The following is a 19679-nucleotide window of genomic DNA, read 5'->3' as shown; positions in this document are numbered from 1 at the left end:
AAAGAAAGGAGAAGAAATGCATGAAGGGTCTACTTGTAAGAATTGACAGCTATCTCCAGGAGGCTGGAGAAGCGGAAAAAGAGCTGATAAAAAGGCTGCATAAAAATCCTGAATCTGTCCTTCGAAAGAGTATTAAGGAGATTGCCAAAGAAACTTATACCTCTCCGGCAACCGTTGTAAGACTTTGCAAGAAGCTGGGCTGTAAGGGATATAAGGATTTTCAGAATACCCTTGCTTATGAGGTGGCATTATTCCAGGAGAGCAGGAAAATTGCGTTTCAGAAGATCACACGGGAAGACTCCATAGAGGATATTATTTATAAGGTCACAAAGAAAAATATTGAATCATTGGAAACTACCCAAAAGCTTATTGAACCTAAGGTTGTAATAGAATGTGTGAAGCTGCTGGAAAACTGCAGAAGTGTTACCTTATTTGGACTGGGGACCTCCCTTTTGGCGGCAAGAGATTTATACTTAAAGCTCCTTCGGGCGGATGTGCTGTGCAATGTCTGCGATGACTGGCATACACAACTGCTGGCTGCCAGAAATTTAAGAAAAGATGACTTAGCCATTGCCATCAGCTATTCAGGACTTACGGAAGAAATACTTCAATGTGTGAAAGAAGCAAAAGGAAATGGGGCAAAGGTGATTGCCATAACAAGGGCAGTGGAATCAGAACTTGCTTCGGAGGCTGATTTCGTCCTTCCCGTTGCGGCAACAGAGCTGATACACAGAAGCGGCGCCATGTCTTCCCGTATTTCACAATTAAATGTAATAGACATTTTTTTTACTGCTTATGTTAATAGAAATTATGAGGTATGTATGAGTAAATTCACTAAAAATTATATACAGAAGAAACCCCCTTCAGGGATACCTCTACGTCCAGAAAGCATGGACAATAATTAAGGAAAGGAAGTACAGAGCATGATTGATTTGTCAGTGCTGACAACAGAGTCCCGTAATCCGGATACCATGAACCTGGATGAAATGACACCACTTCAAATTGCGGCCATTATGAACCAGGAAGATGAAAGAGCCGTAAAAGCCGTAGAAGAAGTCCTCCCCCAGATTGCCACAGCAATTGAATGGGCGACGGACAGCTTAAAAGCAGGAGGCCGTATCATATACATTGGTGCAGGAACATCAGGACGTCTGGGAGTACTGGATGCGGTAGAATGTCCACCTACCTTCGGTGTCCCCAGAGAACTGGTAGTAGGCCTGATTGCAGGGGGAGATAAAGCTTTTGTAGAGGCGGTAGAAGGAGCTGAGGACAGTGAGACCTTATGTGAGGCGGATTTAAAGGAAATCAGCCTTACCTCAAAGGATATTGTGATCGGCCTGGCGGCATCCGGCAGAACGCCCTACGTAATCTACGGCCTTGATTATGCGAATAGAACAGGCTGTCATACCGTAGCCATTGCATGTAATAAAGGATCTGATGTAGGGAAAAAAGCGAAACTTGCCATTGAACCGGTGACCGGACCTGAGGTATTGACAGGATCAACCAGATTAAAGGCAGGAACAGCACAAAAGATGATCCTCAATATGATTTCAACGGGAAGCATGGTTGGAATCGGAAAAGCCTATGAAAATCTCATGGTTGACGTAAAGCAGAGCAACGAAAAGCTGGTGGTCAGGTCACAGAACATTGTGATAGCCGCAACAGGCTGTACCAGAGAAGAGGCCGAAAAGGTATTAAAACAGGCAGAAGGGCATGTTAAAACTGCTGTTACCATGATTTTGCTGGACTGTGATCCAGAGGATGCAAAACAAAAGTTATCGCAGGCCGGAGGAAAGATCCGAAAGGCTTTAAGATAAAAAAGGGGTTTTAAAAGCATTTTAAGCAACATCATTATATTTTAAAAGGAGGATAATCGTGAATTACAAGCAAATCAGTGAACAATTATTAACTCTGCTTGGGGGAAAAGCGAACATAACTTCCAATGCTGCCTGCATGACAAGGCTTCGTGTCGGTTTAAGGGATACATCCAAGGCAGATATTGAAGGTGTGAAAAAGGTAGAGGGAGTTCTTGGAGTAGTTGAAAGTGACACGATCCAGATTGTATTTGGACCGGGGAAAGTAAATAAGGTATTAGATGAATTTTATAAGCTTACAGGGCTTGCAAAGGGACAGGCTGAGAATGGCCCGGACCAGGGGATCAATGAGGTTGCAAAGGAAAACAAGGCTCTTCAGAAGGCGAAATATGATAAGCCGGTACAAAGATTTTTGAAGAAGATCTCCAATATTTTCGTAGCACTGCTTCCCGGCATCATTGCAGCAGGCTTAATTAATGGTATCTGTAATGTTATTAATGTTTCTACAGGCGGAGCTTTTTCAGGAGTATGGTGGTATCAATGCATCCGGACTATGGGCTGGGCACTGTTTGCTTATCTGCCCATTCTGGTTGGATACAATGCGGCAAAGGAATTCGGCGGTTCAGGAGTTCTTGGAGCCATTGCAGGCGCCATGTCCATTGCCAATCCGGGTATGCCTCTGCTTGCAAAGGTAAATGATGCCCAGATTCTTCTGCCTATAACCAATACGGTATTTAATCCGGCTTCCGGCGGACTTTTAGCAGCTTTGATCGCAGGTGCGTTTTTTGCCTTCCTTGAGAAGAATATCAGAAAACGTATGCCTGACTTAATTGATACCTTTGTAAGCCCTCTTTTAGTGCTTATCATCGGCGGTATCGTTGCACTGCTGGTAATCCAGCCTCTGGGTGCAGGTTTAACAAAGGTGATTTTTGCTGTTTTAAATTTTGTATATGAAAAAATGGGCGTTGTAGGCGGATACATTTTATCAGCAGGTTTCCTTCCGCTGGTAGCGGTAGGCTTACATCAGGCCTTAACCCCCATCCATGCCCTGTTAAATGATCCGGAAGGAGCAACAAAAGGAATCAACTATCTCCTTCCCATCCTTATGATGGCAGGCGGCGGACAGGTGGGTGCCGGTATTGCATTGTATGTAAAGACTAAAAATGTAAAATTAAAGAGATATATCCGGGATTCTATACCAGTAGGGATTCTTGGAATCGGAGAGCCCATGATGTATGCAGTAACCCTGCCTCTTGGCAAATCCTTTATTACCGCTTGTGTTGGCTCAGGATTTGGAGGAGCTGTTGCAGCACTGATGCACCTTGGTACCGTATCTCAGGGAGTATCCGGTTTATTTGGCTTATTGATTGTCCAGCCAGGTCAGCAGATCGGCTATATACTATCCATGCTCATTGCTTATGCAGGCGGCTTCCTGGTAACCTATTTCTTTGGAGTGGATGAAGACAGAATTAATGAGGTATATGGAGAATAAATGAATACAGGAATTTCAATCTATTTTTCAAACGGAATGGAAAAAAATGAACGCTTAATAAAAAAAGCGGTAAAGAGCGGAGTGAAGTATGCATTTACTTCACTCCACATTCCGGAGGAGACAGGAGTCGATTACCGTTCGGATGTGCAAAAGCTCCTGGGCATGTGCAGGGAAGGCGGGTTAAATCTCATTGTGGATGTTGGCCCGGAGACCCTTGAAAAGCTTGGAACAGAAAGCATTGCAGAGCTGAAAGAGCTTGGGATCACCCATGTCCGCCTTGATTATGGCTTTGATGCAAAAGAAACGGTAGAGATTTCCAAGGATTTTCATGTGGTGTTTAATGCCTCCACCATTATGGAGGAGGAACTTTTGGAGTGGAAAAAGTATGGGGCTGATTTTACCAGATTTGCAGCCTGCCATAATTTTTATCCCAAGCAGTTTACGGCCCTGTCCTTAAAACGGACTAGGGAAATGAATCAGAGGCTTCAATATCTTGGATTTACTACCATGGCTTTTGTGCCTGGGAATCTGGAGCTTAGAGGTCCCTTATTTGAAGGCCTTCCCACGGTGGAGGAACACCGGGAGAGGAAAGACCAGGTGCTTTTGAACATGCTGGAGCTTTATTATGAAGGTTCCTGCGATGTGGTTCTGATCGGCGATGTGGATGTGGAAGAAAAGGACTGGAAGGATATTCAATGCTTAAGCCACGATTATGTGGAGCTTAAGGCGGACATACTTCCTTCCTGTGAATTTGTAAGGGATATTATTCATCATGACAGGCCGGATTCCAGCAAATATGTTTTTCGTTCCCAGGAATCAAGACAATATAGGCAGGATATTAAGCCTGATACTGATAATCAGTCACAAGTGAGGAAGCGGGGAAGTGTCTGCATGTCCAATGCTCATTATTTAAGGTATATGGGAGAACTGGAAATTGCCAGAGTTGATTTGCCTGGTGAGGTCAGGGTAAATGTCATAGGACAGGTACATGATTCTCATATGAAATATCTGCCTTTTATTCAAAAGGGGCTTGGGGTGAAGTTGGTATAATTCTTTTCCTTTAAAAAATTATAATAAAAAAGTCTGTAACCATTGGTGAAAGCTGGGGGGTACAGACTTTTTTTATTGTTCAGTGTGACGTAAGTCCGCAGTGCAGCCAGCGAATCCTGCAGATTCGCTGGCTCGCGGGCATTCGCCCTATGAAACAGGACAGGAAAAAATTTTCTTATGTGCAAGCACAACGAAAATCTTTTCCTGTCCTGTTTCGCACTGCTCATTGCTATCGTGAATGTTGCCATGTCAGGGCGGCGTGGGCATCTAAAAGGCCTCCGCTTACCATTTTTCCTGTCAGGGTATCCAGCTTCCTGCTGGAGCTTAAAAGAATATTTTTTACATCAGACAGGGATATATCCTGCCGGTAGGAATAGAGCATAGCGGCTACGCCTGTTACCATGGGAGCTGCCATGGAAGTGCCGCTCATAAAGCCATAGGCATTTCCTGGAACAGTACTTAATATGTAGCTGCCAGGGGCGGCTATATCAACACTGTTTGCGCCATAGTTGGAATCCTTGCCCAAGCTTCCGTCAAACAGGAGGTTTGCCACGGAAATGATGTTGTCATAAGGCAGGGAAGCCGGATAAACAGGGTAGATGTCTGTATCATATCCAAGTCCGGAGATTCCGCCGTTTCCGCAGGAAACCACAAACAGCATCCTGGAATTTTTTATGGTCAGGGCCAGTTCTTCACTGTAAGCAGTGGTGCCCATGCTCAGATTGCAGATGGAAGCACCATGTGCTTCGGCATAATGGATAGCCTGGATTACTGCCTCCGGGGATCCCAGTCCGTCTTCGCCTCCAAGGGCCTTTAAGGGCATGATCTTAACGTAATTATTATCCGTGATTCCGGCAATGCCGTAGGCTCCCCGTGCAGCACTGATGGTTCCTGCCGCATGGGTTCCATGGGTGTCCTCACTGCCGGTAAAGACCTGGTTGTTTCCGGAATAAAAATTCCAACCGTGAATATCATCCACATATCCGTCGCCGTTGTTATCGATCCCATCCCCGTCAATCTCGCCGGGATTGGTCCATATGGCATCTTTAAGCTCCTGATGATTGATATCAATGCCGGTATCGATAATGGCAACAATAACGGAACGCTTGTTTTCAGCCTGGTCATAAAGTTTCCATGCAGGCTGTATGTTAATATCAATTCCCGTGACAGCGCCGATTACTGTAGATTCATAATCTCCGGGGCCGGGCTTTAATGCGCCATCTTTTGATTTCCTCCCATCGTAAATATTATCAACGGATTTAAATCTGGATTTTAACTCTATAAGGTGGAATTCTCCGTCATTTTTTAGTCCCCACTGGTAAGTGGAAAATTCATCCGAGGGGGATAAGTTTACAAGGCCCGGGCCAAGGGCCATAGTCCGCAAGGCTTGTCCGCTGTCCGAAGAATATGTTTGAAGTGCGCTGGTCAAGGTCTTTTGGGGGGCTTTTCCGGGATCAGGGCTGTTAATAAAGGGCAGGCCTGCGAGAAGGAGGGCTAGGATCAGACAGGCAGCGCGAGTTGTTTTTTTCATGGTTTCTATCTCCTTATATATAAAACAATTTTTGAAATTGTTTTTATTATGCCATAGGTCCGCAGTGCAGCTGGTAAAACCTGCGGTTTTACCAGCTCACGGGCATTCGCCCTATGAAACAGTTCATGACAAGATTTTCTTATGTGCAGGCACAACGAAAATCTTGTCATGGACTGTTTCGCACTGCTCATTGCTTTCGTGTGTATTATACCATATACCCTACGCAGTAGGGTGGAAAAACATGTGAAAATTTTGAAAATTTTCCTTATTTTGGTAGTAATGCCTCATTTGACCAATCAGAATCGTTTTGGTGAAAATAGTTTGATAAAGCTTCTTGTCCTGTGATAAAATATAAAAATGCAGAGAGGAGGGCTTTCGTGGAAGAAAAATATTTTCGAAATAAAATCACATGGTTTACATTTCTATATAGTTTTCTGGTCATATGGGTCCACTCCTACAATGCGGTATTGTTCTTAGGCAGCACAAGGCTGGCCTATAAGACAGACTGGATGGAACGGTTTTTAGGTGGCGCGGTGGCGCAGATTGCCGTACCGGGCTTCTTCCTGATTTCCTCCTATCTTTTCTTTCGAGGCTTTACTCTGGACCGCCTCATGGTAAAGTGGAATTCCAGGATACGGAGCGTGTTGGTTCCCTATATTGTATGGAATTTCCTTTACTATCTTGGATATGTCGTCGGCAGCCGGATTCCGGTGCTTTCTGATATCATAGGAAAGGGAAAAGTGCCTTTTACAATTACCATGGCAGCTGAATCGGTCCTTCATTATAAGTATAATTATGTATTCTGGTATTTGAACCAACTGATCCAGCTGATCCTTCTGGCCCCCCTTATTTATATCATTGTAAAGCGGAAGAAAACGGGCTGTTTATTTCTTGCGGGAATTTTGGCAGCAATCTATATGGGAGCGGTGCTTCCTTTTTTGAATCTGGATGCCCTGTTTTATTATTCTTTCGGGGCCTTTGCAGCCATTCATGGGAAAAAGATCGTAGAAGGGCCCTGGAATTTAAAATACCTTGAGGCAGGTGCCGCGGTTCTTATAGCAGCCTTTTTTCTATACTGGGTTGATTTTCCAGGAGATATCAAAGGGGAGATGGCAGCTTCTGACGTATGTTTCCGGCTTCTTGTTCCGGTGGGATTATGGCTCATGGTACCGGAGAAGCATCTGATAGAGGCAAAGGAATGGATGAAGCAGAACTTTTTCCTTTATGCAACTCACTTTGCCATGGTGAGGCTGATGAACAAAACGGGAGCATTGCTGCTCCCGACTGTTTCTGCAGTGCCGTTTGGCCTGTTTCTGCTCATGCCGCTTTTTTGTGTCTTCTTCAGTTATCAGATAGGGCGGTTGTTAAGGCGTTTCCTTCCGGGCCTGTGGTGTCTGTTAAACGGTGGAAGGTAAACGGGTCTTACGCGTTTGCCGACCATCTGCCGGATGCGCCGCAGGGCAGGAGAAGACCGGTGCTTGTGACTGGAAGCCCGATTTCCCCGGACTCTACAACACCGCCGTATTTTTGTTTCACCTCAATGGATATCATATAGGTTAATACAGAAGGAGCCAAGCCTGTGGTATAGGAATTGATGAGGAAAAACAGTGGTTTTTCGGATAAAAGCTGGGCGCACAGATGAACGAGAGGATGTATGGCATCTTCTATTTTCCAGATTTCGCCCTTTGGCCCTCTTCCGTAGGAAGGAGGATCCATAATGATCGCATCGTAATGGTTTCCCCTTCTGATCTCTCTTTCAACGAATTTCACGCAGTCATCCACGATCCAGCGGATGGAAGCGGATTCTAAATTGGAGGAGCGGGCATTTTCCTTGGCCCAGCCGACCATTCCCTTGGACGCATCAACATGAGTGACAGAAGCTCCGGCCTTTGCCGCTGCCAGGGTAGCACCTCCGGTGTAGGCGAATAAGTTCAGCACTTTTACAGGCCGTCCGGCCTGTTTTATTTTTTCACTGAACCAGTCCCAGTTGGCTGCCTGCTCCGGAAAGAGTCCTGTATGCTTAAAGCTGAAAGGCTTTAATTGAAAGGTTAAATCCTTATAACTGATTGTCCACTGTTCCGGAAGATCGAAAAACTCCCACTCGCCTCCGCCCTTCACGCTGCGGTGATAGTGGCCGTTCATTTTCTTCCAGCCTTTTTCTTTCTTGGGAGTGGACCAGATAACCTGTGGGTCAGGACGAACAAGGAGATAGTTTCCCCAGCGCTCAAGCTTTTCTCCTTCTGAACAGTCTATCACTTCATAATCTTTCCAGCCGTCTGCAATCCACATAATTGGTGCCGCCCTTTCCATAAATAGTTAATAGTAGTTTTCTCAAATGATCCGTTCAATGAGCCAAAGGCAATTTGAACTTCCTTGATTATACTGGATAGAGCCGGGAGCGTCAAGTACGGGAAAATCGATGGAAAAAGGGCTATAATCACACCTTGTCTTTTGTCCTATATAATATAGTATAATTCCAAATTGTGAGGTGTAAAATTTATGTGTTGTTTTAATATAGGATTTACTGCCGGTAACTGCGGCTGCGGCTGGAATTGGGGAATCAATAATAACTGCTGCAACCGATGTAACTGGGGCTGGAACAATGGATGTAACTGGGGCTGGAGCAGCGGCTTTAATAATTGCTGTAATCGGGGCTGCTGCAACCGGTGCAATAGATGCTGTGGCAGCTGGGGCTGTAACAATCGCTGCAATTAGCTTAAAAAGAATTCTTGTTTGAGGATTCTATGCAGGGCATCATTTCATTAAGCAGCTTTATGGGACTGGATTCTGTATTGTACAGGACTCAGTCCTATTAGTTTGCATTTCTTTTTTCGAGTTGATGTGAAACTCAGTAAATAAACTCAGTAAATCAAATATTTCAATATTTTTGACTGCTCTTTTTAAGGTAAAGACGTAAAAAAGGCAGAGGGAAATAATTTCGTAATAGAATTGAAAGATTAAAACAGTTGAATAATCTAAGATTAATTGTTAAAATAAATAATAGCAAAAAAGGAAATCCCTGTAAGGAGTGAGGATATGAAAAGAAAAGGTCTCATTGTGTTAGCTGCTGCGGCTATGCTGGCAATTGGTACTTCATCCATGGACGCTTGGGCTGGTTGGGAACAGTCTGGTTCGGGGAATGCATGGATTTATAAAGATGATAGTGGGAACAGAGTTACAAATACCTGGAAAAAGGGAGCGGACAACCTTTGGCGTTATTTAAACAGCAATGGTGAGATGGCCGTAAATACCTGGGTGGAAAATACTTATTATATGGACTCCAACGGAATCCTGGTCACGGATAAGTGGATGAAATTCCAGGATTCAGGCAGCTCTCAGTACAAGTGGTATTATTTTGGCAGCAGCGGAAAAGCCATTATGGATAATTGGTCCAAGATCAATAACAAGTGGTATTACTTTGATCCCAATGGCGAGATGCAGACCGGCTGGGTCCTTGATAATCTGTATTACTGCGGAACCGATGGAGCCATGCGTACCGGCTGGCAGAAGCTTTTCTCCCCGGACAGCAATTACGACAGTGACCGTGTCACTCCTGGGGATAACGACGATGGAAAATACTGGTATTACTTTAATGACAGCGGGAAAAAGTATACACCAAGGGATATGTCCGGGGATTATGCTTCCTATAAGATTGACGGAGTAGCCTATTGCTTTGATTCAGAGGGAGCGCTTCAGACCGGCTGGAAGAACGTTGGAGTTGAAACTGCCGAGTATGATATCCAGAATTATAAATATTATGACAGCAATGGAAAACTGAGAGTGGGCTGGTATTCTGTGGAACCGCCTCAGGATATTTCCGGCTATGAAGAGAGCGTAGAATGGTTTTATTTTTCAAATTCCGGTGTTCCAAAGACCGGTCCAAAGGAAGGAAAGGCCACCACTCAGAATATAACTAAAATTAATGATAAAACCTATCTGTTTAACAACCTGGGCAACCCTGTATATGGACTGCAGAAGGTGATGATTGGAAATTCTTCAGAATATACGGCATTTTATTTCGGAGATAAGAAAACCAGCACCATGCAAAAGGGAAGGGTAAAGGTGATCGAGGGAGACGGAAGCGATGCCACCTATTATTTCAGTGACAGCGGCCGCGGTTATACCGGAGTTAAGGATGGTTCCCTGTATTATATGGGAAAGCTTCAATGTGCGGATGAAGGAACCAAATATGAAGCCATTGCCATTCCGACAGGAAGCACCACCACTACTTATGTGGTGAATACTTCCGGCAAGGTAGCCAAAAATACCACGGTAAAGAACTCTGAGGGAGTGAAGTATAAGACCGGAAGCAACGGGAATTTATTAAAGGTAGATGATGAAAACCCAAGCGGAGAAGGCAGAACCCCCACAGAACCGGCATGGAATTAGGAAAAGAGCGATTTATGGCGTAAAACCTGGAAAATCAGGTTTTACGCCAATTTTTTTGAAAAAAATGCTTGCAATGTAAAAAAAAATATGTTATCATACAAAGGCTGTGGCAGGATAGCTGTGAAGCGTGAGGTTGCTGCTTATAAAAGCAGGTTTTCCGTGGAGCGAATGTCAAGTTAGGAAACTGGCGACAAGTCACTGTACAATTTAAAATTCTGTTTATCTAAACAGGAAGTCAGTGTGTGATCCTATAGGACACACACGGGAACGTGTACAGTCACCGCTTGTCGTACTTCTACTAAGTGCGAAAAGGAGGCGACTTTTTTTATGGCAAGTCAAGTAATGAGAATCACATTAAAAGCGTATGATCATCAGTTGGTTGATCAGTCTGCAGGTAAAATTATCGACACTGTAAAAAAGACAGGATCAAAAGTGAGTGGACCGGTGCCGTTACCAACCAAGAAGGAAGTGGTAACCATCTTAAGGGCGGTTCACAAGTACAAAGATTCAAGAGAGCAGTTCGAGCAGAGAACGCATAAGAGACTCATTGATATCATTACACCAAGCCAGAAGACTGTTGATGCATTATCCAGACTGGAAATGCCGGCAGGTGTGTATATCGATATCAAGATGAAGAATAAATAATCTTCATCAGAACCATTATGGAAACTATTCCATGCATGTCCTGAAGGGTTTTAATATAGAAGCAACACTTTTTCCTGTAAGGAATCAACATCTCCATGAGCAAAAGCGAGAAGAGAGTGTTACCACTTTCTGTCAGCGGCGAATGGTGATCATGATTGCAGTGCGATCATGATACCGTCAGACGGAGTCATAGTGTTCCACGTATATTGGGCTGTTCTAGGATGATTGCGAAAGCAATCCGCTGTAGAATTAACAAACAGGAGGTAAAAACATGAAGAAGGGTATTTTAGCTACCAAAGTCGGAATGACACAGATCTTCAATGAAAACGGAGTCTTAACTCCGGTAACAGTTCTTCAGGCTGGTCCTTGTGTAGTAACACAGGTAAAGACCGTAGAGAACGATGGTTACAGTGCAGTACAGGTTGGTTACGTTGATAAGAGAGAAAAACTTGTCAGCAAGCCAGTAAAAGGCCATTTTGATAAGGCCGGTGTATCTTACAAAAGATATGTAAGAGAGTTTAAGCTTGAGAATGCTGATCAGTATTCTGTAAAAGATGAAATCAAGGCTGAGATCTTCGCGGCAGGCGACAAGATCGATGCAACCGCAATCTCCAAAGGTAAAGGTTTCCAGGGTGCTATTAAGAGACACGGACAGTCCAGAGGACCTATGGCTCACGGTTCCAAGTTCCACCGTCATGCAGGTTCCAACGGTGCTGCTTCTGATCCCAGCAAGGTATTCAAGGGCAAAAAGATGCCTGGCCAGATGGGTAACAAGAGGATTACAATCCAGAACCTTGAAATCGTTAAGGTTGATGCAGAAAACAACCTGATTCTGGTTAAGGGTGCCGTACCAGGACCTAAGAAGTCTTTAGTAACAATCAAGGAAACAGTAAAGGCATCTAACTAATGCTTTTATAAGAAAGGAGGATCATACAGATGGCAAACGTATCTGTTTACAATATGGAAGGTAAAGAAGTTGGCACATTAGAGTTAAACGATGCAGTGTTTGGCGTAGATGTAAATGAGCATCTCGTACACATGGCAGTCGTAAGCCAGCTTGCAAATAAGCGCCAGGGAACACAGAAAGCAAAGACACGTGCAGAAGTATCTGGCGGCGGAAGAAAACCGTGGAAGCAAAAAGGAACCGGTCACGCAAGACAGGGTTCAACAAGATCTCCCCAGTGGACAGGCGGTGGAGTTGTTTTTGCTCCTACACCAAGAGATTATACAATCAGACTTAACAAGAAGGAAAGAAGACTTGCTCTTAAGTCTGCTCTGACCAGCAGAGTAAATGACAACAAGTTCATCGTTGTTGACGAGTTAAAGTTTGATGAGATCAAGACAAAGAAATTCCAGACTGTATTAAATAACTTAAAGGTATCCAAAGCTCTTGTAGTTGTTGGCGACGACAGCGCAAATGCAGTAATGAGCGCAAGAAACATCGCTGCTGTTAAGACCGCTTTTGCTAACACCATCAACGTATACGATATCTTAAAGTACAACACAGTTGTTGCTACCAAGACTGCTGTTGCAGCAATCGAGGAGGTGTACGCATAATGGCAGATATTAAGTATTACGACGTAATCCAGAAGCCTGTAGTAACTGAGAAGAGCATGAACGCTATGGCGTCCAAAAAGTACACATTTATTGTGCACACAGATGCTAATAAGGCTATGATCAAAGAAGCTGTTGAAAAGATGTTCCCAGGTGCAAAGGTTGCCAGAGTGAACACTATGAACTTAGATGGTAAGACAAAAAGAAGGGGTATGACCTTTGGAAAGACCTCTAAGACAAAGAAGGCCATCGTTCAGCTGACAGCAGACAGCAAAGACATCGAAATCTTCGAAGGACTGTAAGATCGGGACGCTTGGTGAGAATTTATTCAAACCCGGCGTAAACGGTTTTCAGTTTTCTATGTGATGAACATTATATCACGATAATTGAGATACGCCAGGCGGCGTTGAAGTACTGACCTTTAACCCTGAGAACGCGGGGAATAAAGCAGAAACGCCAAGGGCATCCCTTTATGTCCAAAACCCTTGGACAGTAAAGAAGAAAGGAGAAATATCATGGGAATTAAAAAGTATAACCCATATACCCCTTCCAGAAGACACATGACTGGTTCTGATTTCAGTGAAATCACAAAGTCAACTCCTGAGAAGTCCTTAATCAGCAAAACGATCAATAAGACAGCCGGCCGTAATAACCAGGGTAAGATCACGGTAAGACATCGCGGAGGCGGCGTTAAAAGAAAATATAGAATCATCGATTTTAAGAGAAACAGCAGAGACGGAATTGCAGCAACTGTTATCGGTATCGAATACGATCCAAACAGAACTGCCAACATCGCACTGATCTGCTATGAAGATGGTACAAAGGCTTATATCCTTGCTCCTGCTGGTTTAACAGACGGCATGAAGGTTATGAGCGGTGAGACGGCAGAAGCAAAAGTCGGCAACTGCTTACCATTAAGCAAGATTCCGGTTGGTGCTCAGGTTCATAACATTGAGCTTTATCCTGGAAAAGGCGGACAGTTAGTTCGTTCTGCAGGAAATTCTGCTCAGTTAATGGCAAAAGAAGGCAAATATGCAACTCTTCGTTTACCTTCCGGCGAGATGAGAATGGTTCCAATCAACTGCAGAGCTACCATCGGCGTTGTAGGCAACGGCGATCACAACCTGATCAATATCGGTAAAGCTGGTAGAAAACGTCACATGGGCTTCAGACCTACTGTACGTGGTTCCGTAATGAACCCCAATGACCATCCTCACGGTGGTGGTGAAGGCAAGACTGGTATCGGACGCCCAGGTCCAAGTACACCATGGGGCAAACCAGCGCTTGGCTTAAAGACCAGAAAGAAAAACAAGCAGTCTAACAGACTGATCGTTAGAAGAAGAGATGGAAAGACCGTTAAATAATTGAAGGAGGTTAGAATCTATGGCTCGCTCACTTAAAAAAGGACCATTTGCAGATGCTCATTTACTGAAAAAAGTAGATGTTATGAACGCAGCAGGACAGAAGCAGGTAATAAAGACCTGGTCTCGCCGTTCTACAATCTTCCCGCAGATGGTTGGACATACAATTGCAGTTCACGATGGCAGAAAACACGTTCCGGTATATGTTACAGAAGATATGGTTGGACATAAACTGGGTGAATTCGTTGCCACAAGAACCTACAGAGGACATGGTAAGGACGAGAAAAAATCAGGCCGTAAGTAGATAGAAACAAACTCCTCCGGGTATTCTTCCGGATTCCCAGGGGCGTTTAAGTTGAAAGGAGGATTCACCAATGGCTAAGGGACATAGAAGCCAGATTAAGAGAGAAAGAAATGCCGTGAAGGACACCAGACCATCAGCAAAGTTATCCTATGCTAGGGTTTCTGTTCAGAAAGCATGCTTCGTATTAGATGCCATCAGAGGCAAAGATGTAATGACAGCACTTGGTATTGTAACTTACAATCCCAGATATGCTTCTACTTTAATAGAGAAGTTATTAAAGTCAGCAATCGCTAATGCTGAGAATAACAACGGTATGGACCCTGCAAAACTTTACGTAGAGGAATGCTTTGCAAACAAGGGACCGACAATGAAGAGAGTAAAACCGAGAGCACAGGGCCGCGCTTACAGGATCGAAAAGAGAATGAGCCACATCACCGTTGTGCTTAATGAAAGATAAGGAGGCAAATAATGGGACAGAAAGTTAATCCACACGGCTTAAGAGTCGGTGTTATTAAAGACTGGAACTCAAAATGGTATGCTGAAGCTGATTTCGCAGATAACCTGGTAGAAGATTATGCTATCAGAAAGTACGTTAAGAAGAGATTATACAGCGCTGGCATTTCCGGTATCGAAATTGAGAGAGCATCTGACCGCGTGAAGCTTACAATTCACACCGCAAAACCAGGTGTTGTAATCGGTAAGGGCGGATCTGAGATCGAAAAATTAAAAGCTGAAGTTCAGAAGCTTACAGATAAAAAGTTATTTGTTGACATCAAGGAAATCAAAAGACCTGATAAAGACGCTCAGTTAGTAGCTGAATCCATTGCACAGCAGTTAGAGAACCGTGTATCCTTCCGCCGGGCTATGAAGTCCACCATGGGCCGTTCCATGAAGGCTGGCGTAAAGGGCATCAAGACTGCAGTTGCAGGACGTCTTGGCGGCGCTGATATGGCTCGTACCGAGTTCTACAGCGAAGGAACCATTCCGTTACAGACACTCAGAGCTGATATTGACTATGGTTTCGCTGAAGCAGATACAACCTTTGGAAAGATTGGTGTAAAGGTATGGATCTACAATGGCGAAGTACTTCCAACTAAAGGAAACAAGGAAGGGAGCGATAAATAATGTTAATGCCTAAGAGAGTTAAGCGTCGTAAACAGTTCCGTGGATCCATGGCTGGTAAAGCTTTAAGAGGCAATGTGATCAGCTATGGTGAATTCGGTTTAGTCGCTGCAGAACCATGCTGGATCAAATCTAACCAGATCGAGGCAGCCCGTGTTGCCATGACCCGTTATATCAAGCGTGGCGGTAAAGTCTGGATCAAGATTTTCCCGGATAAACCTGTAACAGCAAAGCCAGCAGAAACCCGTATGGGTTCCGGTAAGGGCGCTCTGGAATACTGGGTAGCAGTAGTAAAACCAGGCCGTGTATTATTCGAAATCGCTGGAGTACCTGAAGAAACAGCACGTGAAGCTTTACGTCTTGCTATGCATAAGTTACCGTGCAAGTGTAAGATTGCTGCTAAAGCAGATTTAGAAGGCGGTGAATGACAGTGAAAATTAATAAGTATGTTGAAGAATTAAAAGGAAAATCAGCTGCAGAACTGAATGAAGAATTAGTAGCTGCAAAGAAAGAACTTTTCAACTTAAGATTCCAGAACGCGACCAACCAGCTTGACAACACAAGCAGGATCAAAGAGGTTCGCAAGAACATTGCCAGAATTCAGACTGTTATAACTGAGAAGGCTAAATTAGCTTAAGTTGCAGTTTTTTAAAAAGCATGACACACACGAGTGTGTGTAAACTTATAGATTCGGCCGCCAGGGCCAAAACTCGAAAGGAGAATACCGAACGTGGAAAGAAATCTTAGAAAAACCCGTACTGGTAAGGTTGTAAGCAGCAAGATGGATAAGACCATCGTTGTGGCTATTGAAGACCATGTAGAACATCCTTTATACGGCAAGATCGTAAAAAGAACGTATAAATTAAAAGCTCATGACGAGAACAACGACTGCAACATGGGCGATACAGTTAAAGTAATGGAAACAAGACCGCTGTCCAAAGACAAGAGATGGAGACTTGTTGAGATTATCGAGAGAGCGAAATAATATATCCAGGAAGGAGTAACAGGCATGATTCAGCAGGAGACCAGATTAAAGGTTGCCGACAATACTGGTGCAAAAGAGCTTCTTTGTATCCGTGTTATGGGCGGATCTACAAGAAGATATGCTAATATTGGTGATGTTATCGTTGCCAGCGTAAAAGATGCAACACCTGGTGGTGTTGTGAAGAAGGGCGACGTTGTAAAGGCCGTTGTCGTACGTTCTGTTAAGGGCGCACGCCGCAAAGACGGTTCCTATATCAAGTTCGATGAGAATGCTGCCGTAATTATCAAAGATGACAGGACTCCAAAAGGAACTCGTATCTTTGGACCGGTTGCCAGAGAGTTAAGAGAGAAACAGTTCATGAAAATTGTTTCCTTAGCTCCGGAAGTATTATAAGGAGGTATCGGACTGTGCATAAAATTAAAAGAGACGACCTGGTAAAGGTTATCGCAGGAAAAGATAAAGACAAACAGGGCAAAGTTCTTCACGTAGATACGAAGAATAGCAAAGTGGTAGTGGAAGGTGTTAACATGATCACAAAGCATGTGAAACCAGGCCCGGGAAACCCACAGGGTGGTATCGTTCAGAAAGAAGCTGCACTTGATATCTCTAACGTAATGCTTGTTGTTGACGGAAAAGCAACCAGAGTTGGTTTTGAGGTAAAAGACGGCAAAAAAGTCCGCGTTGCAAAAGCAACCGGTAAAGTAATTGATTAATTCGGAGAGGAGGAATAAAAATTGGCTAGATTAAAAGAGATGTACCAGACAGAGATCGTAGAAGCTATGATCAAGAAATTTGGATATAAGAACATCATGGAAGTACCGAAGTTAAATAAGATTGTCATCAATATGGGTATTGGTGAAGCAAAGGAAAATGCCAAGATTTTAGACTCTGCAGTCAGAGACTTAGAAATCATCTCCGGTCAGAAGGCAGTCTTAACAAAGGCTAAAAAGTCAGTTGCTAACTTTAAGATCAGAGAAGGTATGCCGATCGGCTGTAAAGTAACCTTACGCGGCCAGAGAATGTATGAATTTGCTGATCGCCTGATCAACCTTGCACTTCCTCGTGTACGTGACTTCAGAGGTGTAAATCCTAATGCGTTTGATGGCAGAGGAAACTTCGCTCTTGGCATCAAGGAGCAGCTTATTTTCCCTGAGATTGAGTACGATAAAGTTGACAAGGTAAGAGGTATGGACATTATTTTCGTTACTACCGCTAAGACAGACGAAGAAGCCCGTGAACTTTTGACATTATTCAATATGCCATTTGCAAAATAGTAGGAGGAATAATCCATGGCTAAGACTTCAATGAAGATCAAACAGCAGAGACCTGCAAAATTCTCCACAAGAGAATACAATCGTTGCAGAATCTGTGGTCGTCCACATGCTTATTTGAGAAAATACGGAATCTGCAGAATCTGCTTCCGTGAATTAGCATACAAGGGCCAGATCCCAGGCGTTAAAAAAGCAAGCTGGTAAAATAAGGAAGGAGGCAATTTCAAAATGACAATGAGCGATCCAATCGCAGATATGCTTACAAGAATCCGTAATGCAAATACTGCAAAACATGATACAGTAGATGTACCTTCATCTAAGATGAAATTAGCTATTGCTGATATCCTTGTAAAAGAGGGATACATTAAGAAATACGATCTCGTAGAAGACGGTGCATTCCAGACCATCCGGATCACCTTAAAATACGGTAAAGATAAAAATGAGAAAATCATCACAGGTATTAAGAGAATCTCTAAGCCAGGTTTACGTGTATACGCAAACAAGGAAGAGTTACCGAGAGTACTTGGCGGTTTAGGAACTGCTATCATCTCCACAAACCAGGGCGTTATTACCGATAAGGAAGCGCGCACCATCGGCATCGGCGGAGAAGTACTGGCGTTTGTTTGGTAATTAACGAAACATCTGAAAACAGAAGAAGCGCAGAGCTTTTTCCGAAAATTTAAGGAGGTAGACGGCATGTCACGTATAGGAAGAATGCCTATCGCGATTCCGGCAGGCGTAACTGTTGCAATCGCAGAAAATAACAAAGTGACTGTAAAAGGTCCTAAGGGAACTCTTGAAAGAGTGTTGCCATCTGAGATGACAATCAAAGAAGAAGATGGTCATATCGTTGTTTCAAGACCGAATGATTTAAAGAAAATGAAATCCTTACACGGTCTGACAAGAACATTAGTAAACAACATGATCGTTGGTGTTACGAACGGTTATGAAAAGAAACTGGAGATCAATGGTGTTGGTTACAGAGCACAGAAGCAGGGCAAGAAGCTTGTTCTTTCTCTGGGCTATTCCCACCCGGTAGAGATGGAAGATCCGGAAGGAATCGAATCTACCATGGAAGGACAGAACGTCATCATTATTAAAGGTATCGATAAAGAAAAAGTTGGCCAGTACGCTGCTGAAATCAGAGATAAGAGAAGACCTGAACCGTATAAGGGCAAGGGTATCAAGTATGCTGACGAAGTTATCAGACGTAAAGTTGGTAAGACTGGTAAGAAATAATTAAGGAGAGTGTAAAGATGGTTAGCAAACAGTCAAGAAGCGAAGTTCGCGTTAAAAAACACAACAGATTACGTAACCGTTTTGCAGGCACTGCAGAAAGACCACGTTTAGCTGTGTTTAGAAGCAATAATCATGTGTATGCTCAAATTATTGACGATACAGTTGGTAAGACTTTAGTCGCTGCTTCTACAGTAGAAAAAGAAGTAAAGGCAGAATTAGAGAAAACTAACGACGTTGATGCTGCAGCATATGTAGGTACCGTAGTTGCAAAGAGAGCCCTTGAAAAAGGAATTAAGGAAGTTGTCTTTGACAGAGGCGGTTTTATATATCATGGTAAGATTCAGGCATTAGCAGACGCAGCCAGAGAAGCTGGTCTGGAATTCTAAGTAGAGAGGAGAATGACAGCGTGAAACGTACAATTTTTGATGCAAATCAGTTAGAGTTAAACGACAGAGTAGTTGCTATCAAGCGTGTATCTAAAACCGTTAAGGGTGGACGTACCATGAGATTCTCTGCTTTAGTAGTCGTAGGTGATGGCAACGGCCACGTAGGTGCAGGTCTTGGCAAAGCCGGTGAAGTTCCAGAAGCAATCCGTAAGGGAAAAGAGGCTGCAGTTAAGAACATGGTTGCAATCCCCATGGATGAGAACAACAGTATTCCTCATGACCTGATCGGCAAATTTGGAAGTGCATCCGTACTTCTTAAGAGAGCGAACGAAGGTACAGGAGTTATCGCAGGAGGCCCTGCACGTGCGGTTTTAGAGCTTGCAGGAATTAAGAATATCCATTCAAAGTCTTTAGGTTCCAATAATAAGACTAACGTAGTTCTGGCTACAATTGAAGGATTGACTAGATTAAAAACTCCTGAGGAAGTTGCAAAGCTTCGCGGCAAATCTGTAGAAGAGATTTTAGGCTAAGGAGGA

At 43.7% G+C, this 19679-nt stretch carries 28 protein-coding genes; 26 read left to right on the top strand and 2 right to left on the bottom strand.

Translation table 11 applies throughout. The annotated features are described in order from the left end of the window. Positions 1-20: 20 nt before the first annotated feature. Genes ABFV83_RS14245 through ABFV83_RS14230 form a run of 4 tightly spaced genes read left to right on the top strand, consistent with a single transcriptional unit; the run spans position 21 to position 4356 of the window. Positions 21-905, top strand: coding sequence for a MurR/RpiR family transcriptional regulator (locus ABFV83_RS14245; protein ID WP_349944698.1), 885 nt, complete (start codon positions 21-23; stop codon positions 903-905). Between the two features lie 18 nt (positions 906-923). After that, entirely contained in the window at positions 924-1817 is an 894-nt protein-coding gene (murQ, locus tag ABFV83_RS14240; RefSeq protein ID WP_349944696.1) for an N-acetylmuramic acid 6-phosphate etherase, read from the top strand. A gap of 58 nt (positions 1818-1875) precedes the next feature. Further along, entirely contained in the window at positions 1876-3306 is a 1431-nt protein-coding gene (locus ABFV83_RS14235; protein ID WP_349944695.1) for a PTS transporter subunit EIIC, read from the top strand. Next, positions 3307-4356 carry a MupG family TIM beta-alpha barrel fold protein gene (locus ABFV83_RS14230; RefSeq protein WP_349944694.1) on the top strand — a complete coding sequence of 350 codons (1050 nt, stop codon included), beginning with the start codon at positions 3307-3309 and terminating at the stop codon, positions 4354-4356. A 229-nt stretch (positions 4357-4585) separates the two neighbouring features. Here ABFV83_RS14230 and ABFV83_RS14225 read toward each other — a convergent pair whose 3' ends face one another. Further along, positions 4586-5887, bottom strand: coding sequence for a S8 family peptidase (locus ABFV83_RS14225; RefSeq protein ID WP_349944692.1), 1302 nt, complete (start codon positions 5885-5887; stop codon positions 4586-4588). Positions 5888-6264: 377 nt separating this feature from the next. Between ABFV83_RS14225 and ABFV83_RS14220 the strand changes: the two genes are divergently transcribed. Beyond that, a complete protein-coding gene (locus tag ABFV83_RS14220) occupies positions 6265-7302 on the top strand; it encodes an acyltransferase (RefSeq protein WP_349944691.1) in 1038 nt (345 codons plus the stop codon). Between the two features lie 7 nt (positions 7303-7309). On the opposite strand, the gene ABFV83_RS14215 is transcribed toward ABFV83_RS14220, so the two are convergent. Further along, positions 7310-8176 carry a class I SAM-dependent methyltransferase gene (locus tag ABFV83_RS14215; protein ID WP_349944690.1) on the bottom strand — a complete coding sequence of 289 codons (867 nt, stop codon included), beginning with the start codon at positions 8174-8176 and terminating at the stop codon, positions 7310-7312. 313 nt (positions 8177-8489) lie between these two features. Between ABFV83_RS14215 and ABFV83_RS14210 the strand changes: the two genes are divergently transcribed. The 21 genes from ABFV83_RS14210 to rpsE all read left to right on the top strand — a co-directional run bounded on the left by ABFV83_RS14210 (position 8490) and on the right by rpsE (position 19673). Next, the gene (locus tag ABFV83_RS14210) at positions 8490-8624 is read left to right on the top strand and encodes a hypothetical protein (RefSeq protein ID WP_349944689.1); all 135 of its coding nucleotides are present in this window, start codon (positions 8490-8492) and stop codon (positions 8622-8624) included. 299 nt (positions 8625-8923) lie between these two features. Then, the gene (locus ABFV83_RS14205) at positions 8924-10276 is read left to right on the top strand and encodes a cell wall-binding protein (protein WP_349944687.1); all 1353 of its coding nucleotides are present in this window, start codon (positions 8924-8926) and stop codon (positions 10274-10276) included. Between the two features lie 327 nt (positions 10277-10603). Next, positions 10604-10921, top strand: coding sequence for a 30S ribosomal protein S10 (gene rpsJ, locus ABFV83_RS14200; RefSeq protein ID WP_013274341.1), 318 nt, complete (start codon positions 10604-10606; stop codon positions 10919-10921). 271 nt (positions 10922-11192) lie between these two features. Next, the gene (rplC, locus tag ABFV83_RS14195) at positions 11193-11828 is read left to right on the top strand and encodes a 50S ribosomal protein L3 (protein ID WP_349944686.1); all 636 of its coding nucleotides are present in this window, start codon (positions 11193-11195) and stop codon (positions 11826-11828) included. 29 nt (positions 11829-11857) lie between these two features. Beyond that, positions 11858-12478, top strand: a complete 621-nt coding sequence (rplD, locus tag ABFV83_RS14190) for a 50S ribosomal protein L4 (protein WP_349944685.1) — start codon at positions 11858-11860, stop codon at positions 12476-12478. Further along, a complete protein-coding gene (gene rplW / locus ABFV83_RS14185) occupies positions 12478-12777 on the top strand; it encodes a 50S ribosomal protein L23 (protein WP_349944684.1) in 300 nt (99 codons plus the stop codon). Before rplD ends, rplW begins: the two co-directional genes overlap by 1 nt. Before the next feature lie 213 nt (positions 12778-12990). Further along, a complete protein-coding gene (rplB, locus tag ABFV83_RS14180) occupies positions 12991-13839 on the top strand; it encodes a 50S ribosomal protein L2 (protein WP_349944683.1) in 849 nt (282 codons plus the stop codon). A 19-nt stretch (positions 13840-13858) separates the two neighbouring features. Further along, positions 13859-14140, top strand: coding sequence for a 30S ribosomal protein S19 (gene rpsS / locus ABFV83_RS14175; protein WP_013274336.1), 282 nt, complete (start codon positions 13859-13861; stop codon positions 14138-14140). Between the two features lie 70 nt (positions 14141-14210). Continuing rightward, positions 14211-14597, top strand: coding sequence for a 50S ribosomal protein L22 (rplV, locus tag ABFV83_RS14170; protein ID WP_054740793.1), 387 nt, complete (start codon positions 14211-14213; stop codon positions 14595-14597). A gap of 11 nt (positions 14598-14608) precedes the next feature. Then, positions 14609-15265: a 30S ribosomal protein S3 gene (gene rpsC / locus ABFV83_RS14165; protein WP_349944681.1), complete on the top strand. Its 657-nt coding sequence runs from the start codon at positions 14609-14611 to the stop codon at positions 15263-15265. Then, entirely contained in the window at positions 15265-15690 is a 426-nt protein-coding gene (rplP, locus tag ABFV83_RS14160) for a 50S ribosomal protein L16 (RefSeq protein WP_054740795.1), read from the top strand. The genes rpsC and rplP overlap by 1 nt, the downstream gene beginning before the upstream one ends. 2 nt (positions 15691-15692) lie before the next feature. Continuing rightward, complete coding sequence (gene rpmC / locus ABFV83_RS14155; RefSeq protein ID WP_041709469.1) at positions 15693-15899, top strand: 50S ribosomal protein L29; 207 nt, start codon at positions 15693-15695, stop codon at positions 15897-15899. 93 nt (positions 15900-15992) lie between these two features. Then, positions 15993-16247 (top strand): 30S ribosomal protein S17, encoded by a 255-nt coding sequence (rpsQ, locus tag ABFV83_RS14150; RefSeq protein ID WP_054740796.1) that lies wholly within the window; start codon positions 15993-15995, stop codon positions 16245-16247. Between the two features lie 24 nt (positions 16248-16271). Further along, positions 16272-16640, top strand: a complete 369-nt coding sequence (rplN, locus tag ABFV83_RS14145; RefSeq protein WP_038281352.1) for a 50S ribosomal protein L14 — start codon at positions 16272-16274, stop codon at positions 16638-16640. A 14-nt stretch (positions 16641-16654) separates the two neighbouring features. Further along, positions 16655-16960, top strand: coding sequence for a 50S ribosomal protein L24 (gene rplX / locus ABFV83_RS14140; RefSeq protein WP_349944678.1), 306 nt, complete (start codon positions 16655-16657; stop codon positions 16958-16960). A 21-nt stretch (positions 16961-16981) separates the two neighbouring features. Continuing rightward, a complete protein-coding gene (gene rplE / locus ABFV83_RS14135; RefSeq protein WP_054740798.1) occupies positions 16982-17521 on the top strand; it encodes a 50S ribosomal protein L5 in 540 nt (179 codons plus the stop codon). Between the two features lie 15 nt (positions 17522-17536). Further along, positions 17537-17722, top strand: coding sequence for a type Z 30S ribosomal protein S14 (locus ABFV83_RS14130; RefSeq protein ID WP_002566501.1), 186 nt, complete (start codon positions 17537-17539; stop codon positions 17720-17722). A 24-nt stretch (positions 17723-17746) separates the two neighbouring features. After that, positions 17747-18148 carry a 30S ribosomal protein S8 gene (gene rpsH, locus ABFV83_RS14125; RefSeq protein WP_054740801.1) on the top strand — a complete coding sequence of 134 codons (402 nt, stop codon included), beginning with the start codon at positions 17747-17749 and terminating at the stop codon, positions 18146-18148. Between the two features lie 66 nt (positions 18149-18214). Continuing rightward, a complete protein-coding gene (gene rplF / locus ABFV83_RS14120) occupies positions 18215-18757 on the top strand; it encodes a 50S ribosomal protein L6 (protein ID WP_054740803.1) in 543 nt (180 codons plus the stop codon). Between the two features lie 17 nt (positions 18758-18774). Then, positions 18775-19143, top strand: coding sequence for a 50S ribosomal protein L18 (rplR, locus tag ABFV83_RS14115; protein WP_349944676.1), 369 nt, complete (start codon positions 18775-18777; stop codon positions 19141-19143). A 20-nt stretch (positions 19144-19163) separates the two neighbouring features. Beyond that, positions 19164-19673, top strand: coding sequence for a 30S ribosomal protein S5 (gene rpsE, locus ABFV83_RS14110; RefSeq protein ID WP_349944674.1), 510 nt, complete (start codon positions 19164-19166; stop codon positions 19671-19673). The last annotated feature ends 6 nt before the right edge of the window (positions 19674-19679 follow it).

It is taken from the genome of Lacrimispora sp. BS-2 (genome assembly GCF_040207125.1).
Classification (GTDB): Bacteria; Bacillota; Clostridia; order Lachnospirales; family Lachnospiraceae; genus Lacrimispora.
The sequence above is the reverse complement of the archived record's forward strand: the minus strand, read 5'-3'. Positions and strand labels throughout refer to the sequence as shown.

What these genes read in the sequence shown, in the direction of transcription:
- murQ (WP_349944696.1), top strand. Translation starts at nt 924, where the DNA reads ATGATTGATTTGTCAGTGCTGACAACAGAGTCCCGTAATCCGGATACC.
- rplC (WP_349944686.1), top strand. Translation starts at nt 11,193, where the DNA reads ATGAAGAAGGGTATTTTAGCTACCAAAGTCGGAATGACACAGATCTTC.
- rplV (WP_054740793.1), top strand. Translation starts at nt 14,211, where the DNA reads ATGGCTAAGGGACATAGAAGCCAGATTAAGAGAGAAAGAAATGCCGTG.
- rplF (WP_054740803.1), top strand. Translation starts at nt 18,215, where the DNA reads ATGTCACGTATAGGAAGAATGCCTATCGCGATTCCGGCAGGCGTAACT.
- ABFV83_RS14230 (WP_349944694.1), top strand. Translation starts at nt 3,307, where the DNA reads ATGAATACAGGAATTTCAATCTATTTTTCAAACGGAATGGAAAAAAAT.
- ABFV83_RS14215 (WP_349944690.1), bottom strand. Translation starts at nt 8,176, where the DNA reads ATGTGGATTGCAGACGGCTGGAAAGATTATGAAGTGATAGACTGTTCA.
- ABFV83_RS14130 (WP_002566501.1), top strand. Translation starts at nt 17,537, where the DNA reads ATGGCTAAGACTTCAATGAAGATCAAACAGCAGAGACCTGCAAAATTC.
- ABFV83_RS14205 (WP_349944687.1), top strand. Translation starts at nt 8,924, where the DNA reads ATGAAAAGAAAAGGTCTCATTGTGTTAGCTGCTGCGGCTATGCTGGCA.
- rplN (WP_038281352.1), top strand. Translation starts at nt 16,272, where the DNA reads ATGATTCAGCAGGAGACCAGATTAAAGGTTGCCGACAATACTGGTGCA.
- rpsS (WP_013274336.1), top strand. Translation starts at nt 13,859, where the DNA reads ATGGCTCGCTCACTTAAAAAAGGACCATTTGCAGATGCTCATTTACTG.
- ABFV83_RS14225 (WP_349944692.1), bottom strand. Translation starts at nt 5,887, where the DNA reads ATGAAAAAAACAACTCGCGCTGCCTGTCTGATCCTAGCCCTCCTTCTC.
- ABFV83_RS14210 (WP_349944689.1), top strand. Translation starts at nt 8,490, where the DNA reads ATGGATGTAACTGGGGCTGGAGCAGCGGCTTTAATAATTGCTGTAATC.
- rplW (WP_349944684.1), top strand. Translation starts at nt 12,478, where the DNA reads ATGGCAGATATTAAGTATTACGACGTAATCCAGAAGCCTGTAGTAACT.
- rpsJ (WP_013274341.1), top strand. Translation starts at nt 10,604, where the DNA reads ATGGCAAGTCAAGTAATGAGAATCACATTAAAAGCGTATGATCATCAG.
- rpsC (WP_349944681.1), top strand. Translation starts at nt 14,609, where the DNA reads ATGGGACAGAAAGTTAATCCACACGGCTTAAGAGTCGGTGTTATTAAA.
- rpsH (WP_054740801.1), top strand. Translation starts at nt 17,747, where the DNA reads ATGACAATGAGCGATCCAATCGCAGATATGCTTACAAGAATCCGTAAT.
- rplD (WP_349944685.1), top strand. Translation starts at nt 11,858, where the DNA reads ATGGCAAACGTATCTGTTTACAATATGGAAGGTAAAGAAGTTGGCACA.
- ABFV83_RS14245 (WP_349944698.1), top strand. Translation starts at nt 21, where the DNA reads ATGAAGGGTCTACTTGTAAGAATTGACAGCTATCTCCAGGAGGCTGGA.
- rplB (WP_349944683.1), top strand. Translation starts at nt 12,991, where the DNA reads ATGGGAATTAAAAAGTATAACCCATATACCCCTTCCAGAAGACACATG.
- rplR (WP_349944676.1), top strand. Translation starts at nt 18,775, where the DNA reads ATGGTTAGCAAACAGTCAAGAAGCGAAGTTCGCGTTAAAAAACACAAC.
- rplP (WP_054740795.1), top strand. Translation starts at nt 15,265, where the DNA reads ATGTTAATGCCTAAGAGAGTTAAGCGTCGTAAACAGTTCCGTGGATCC.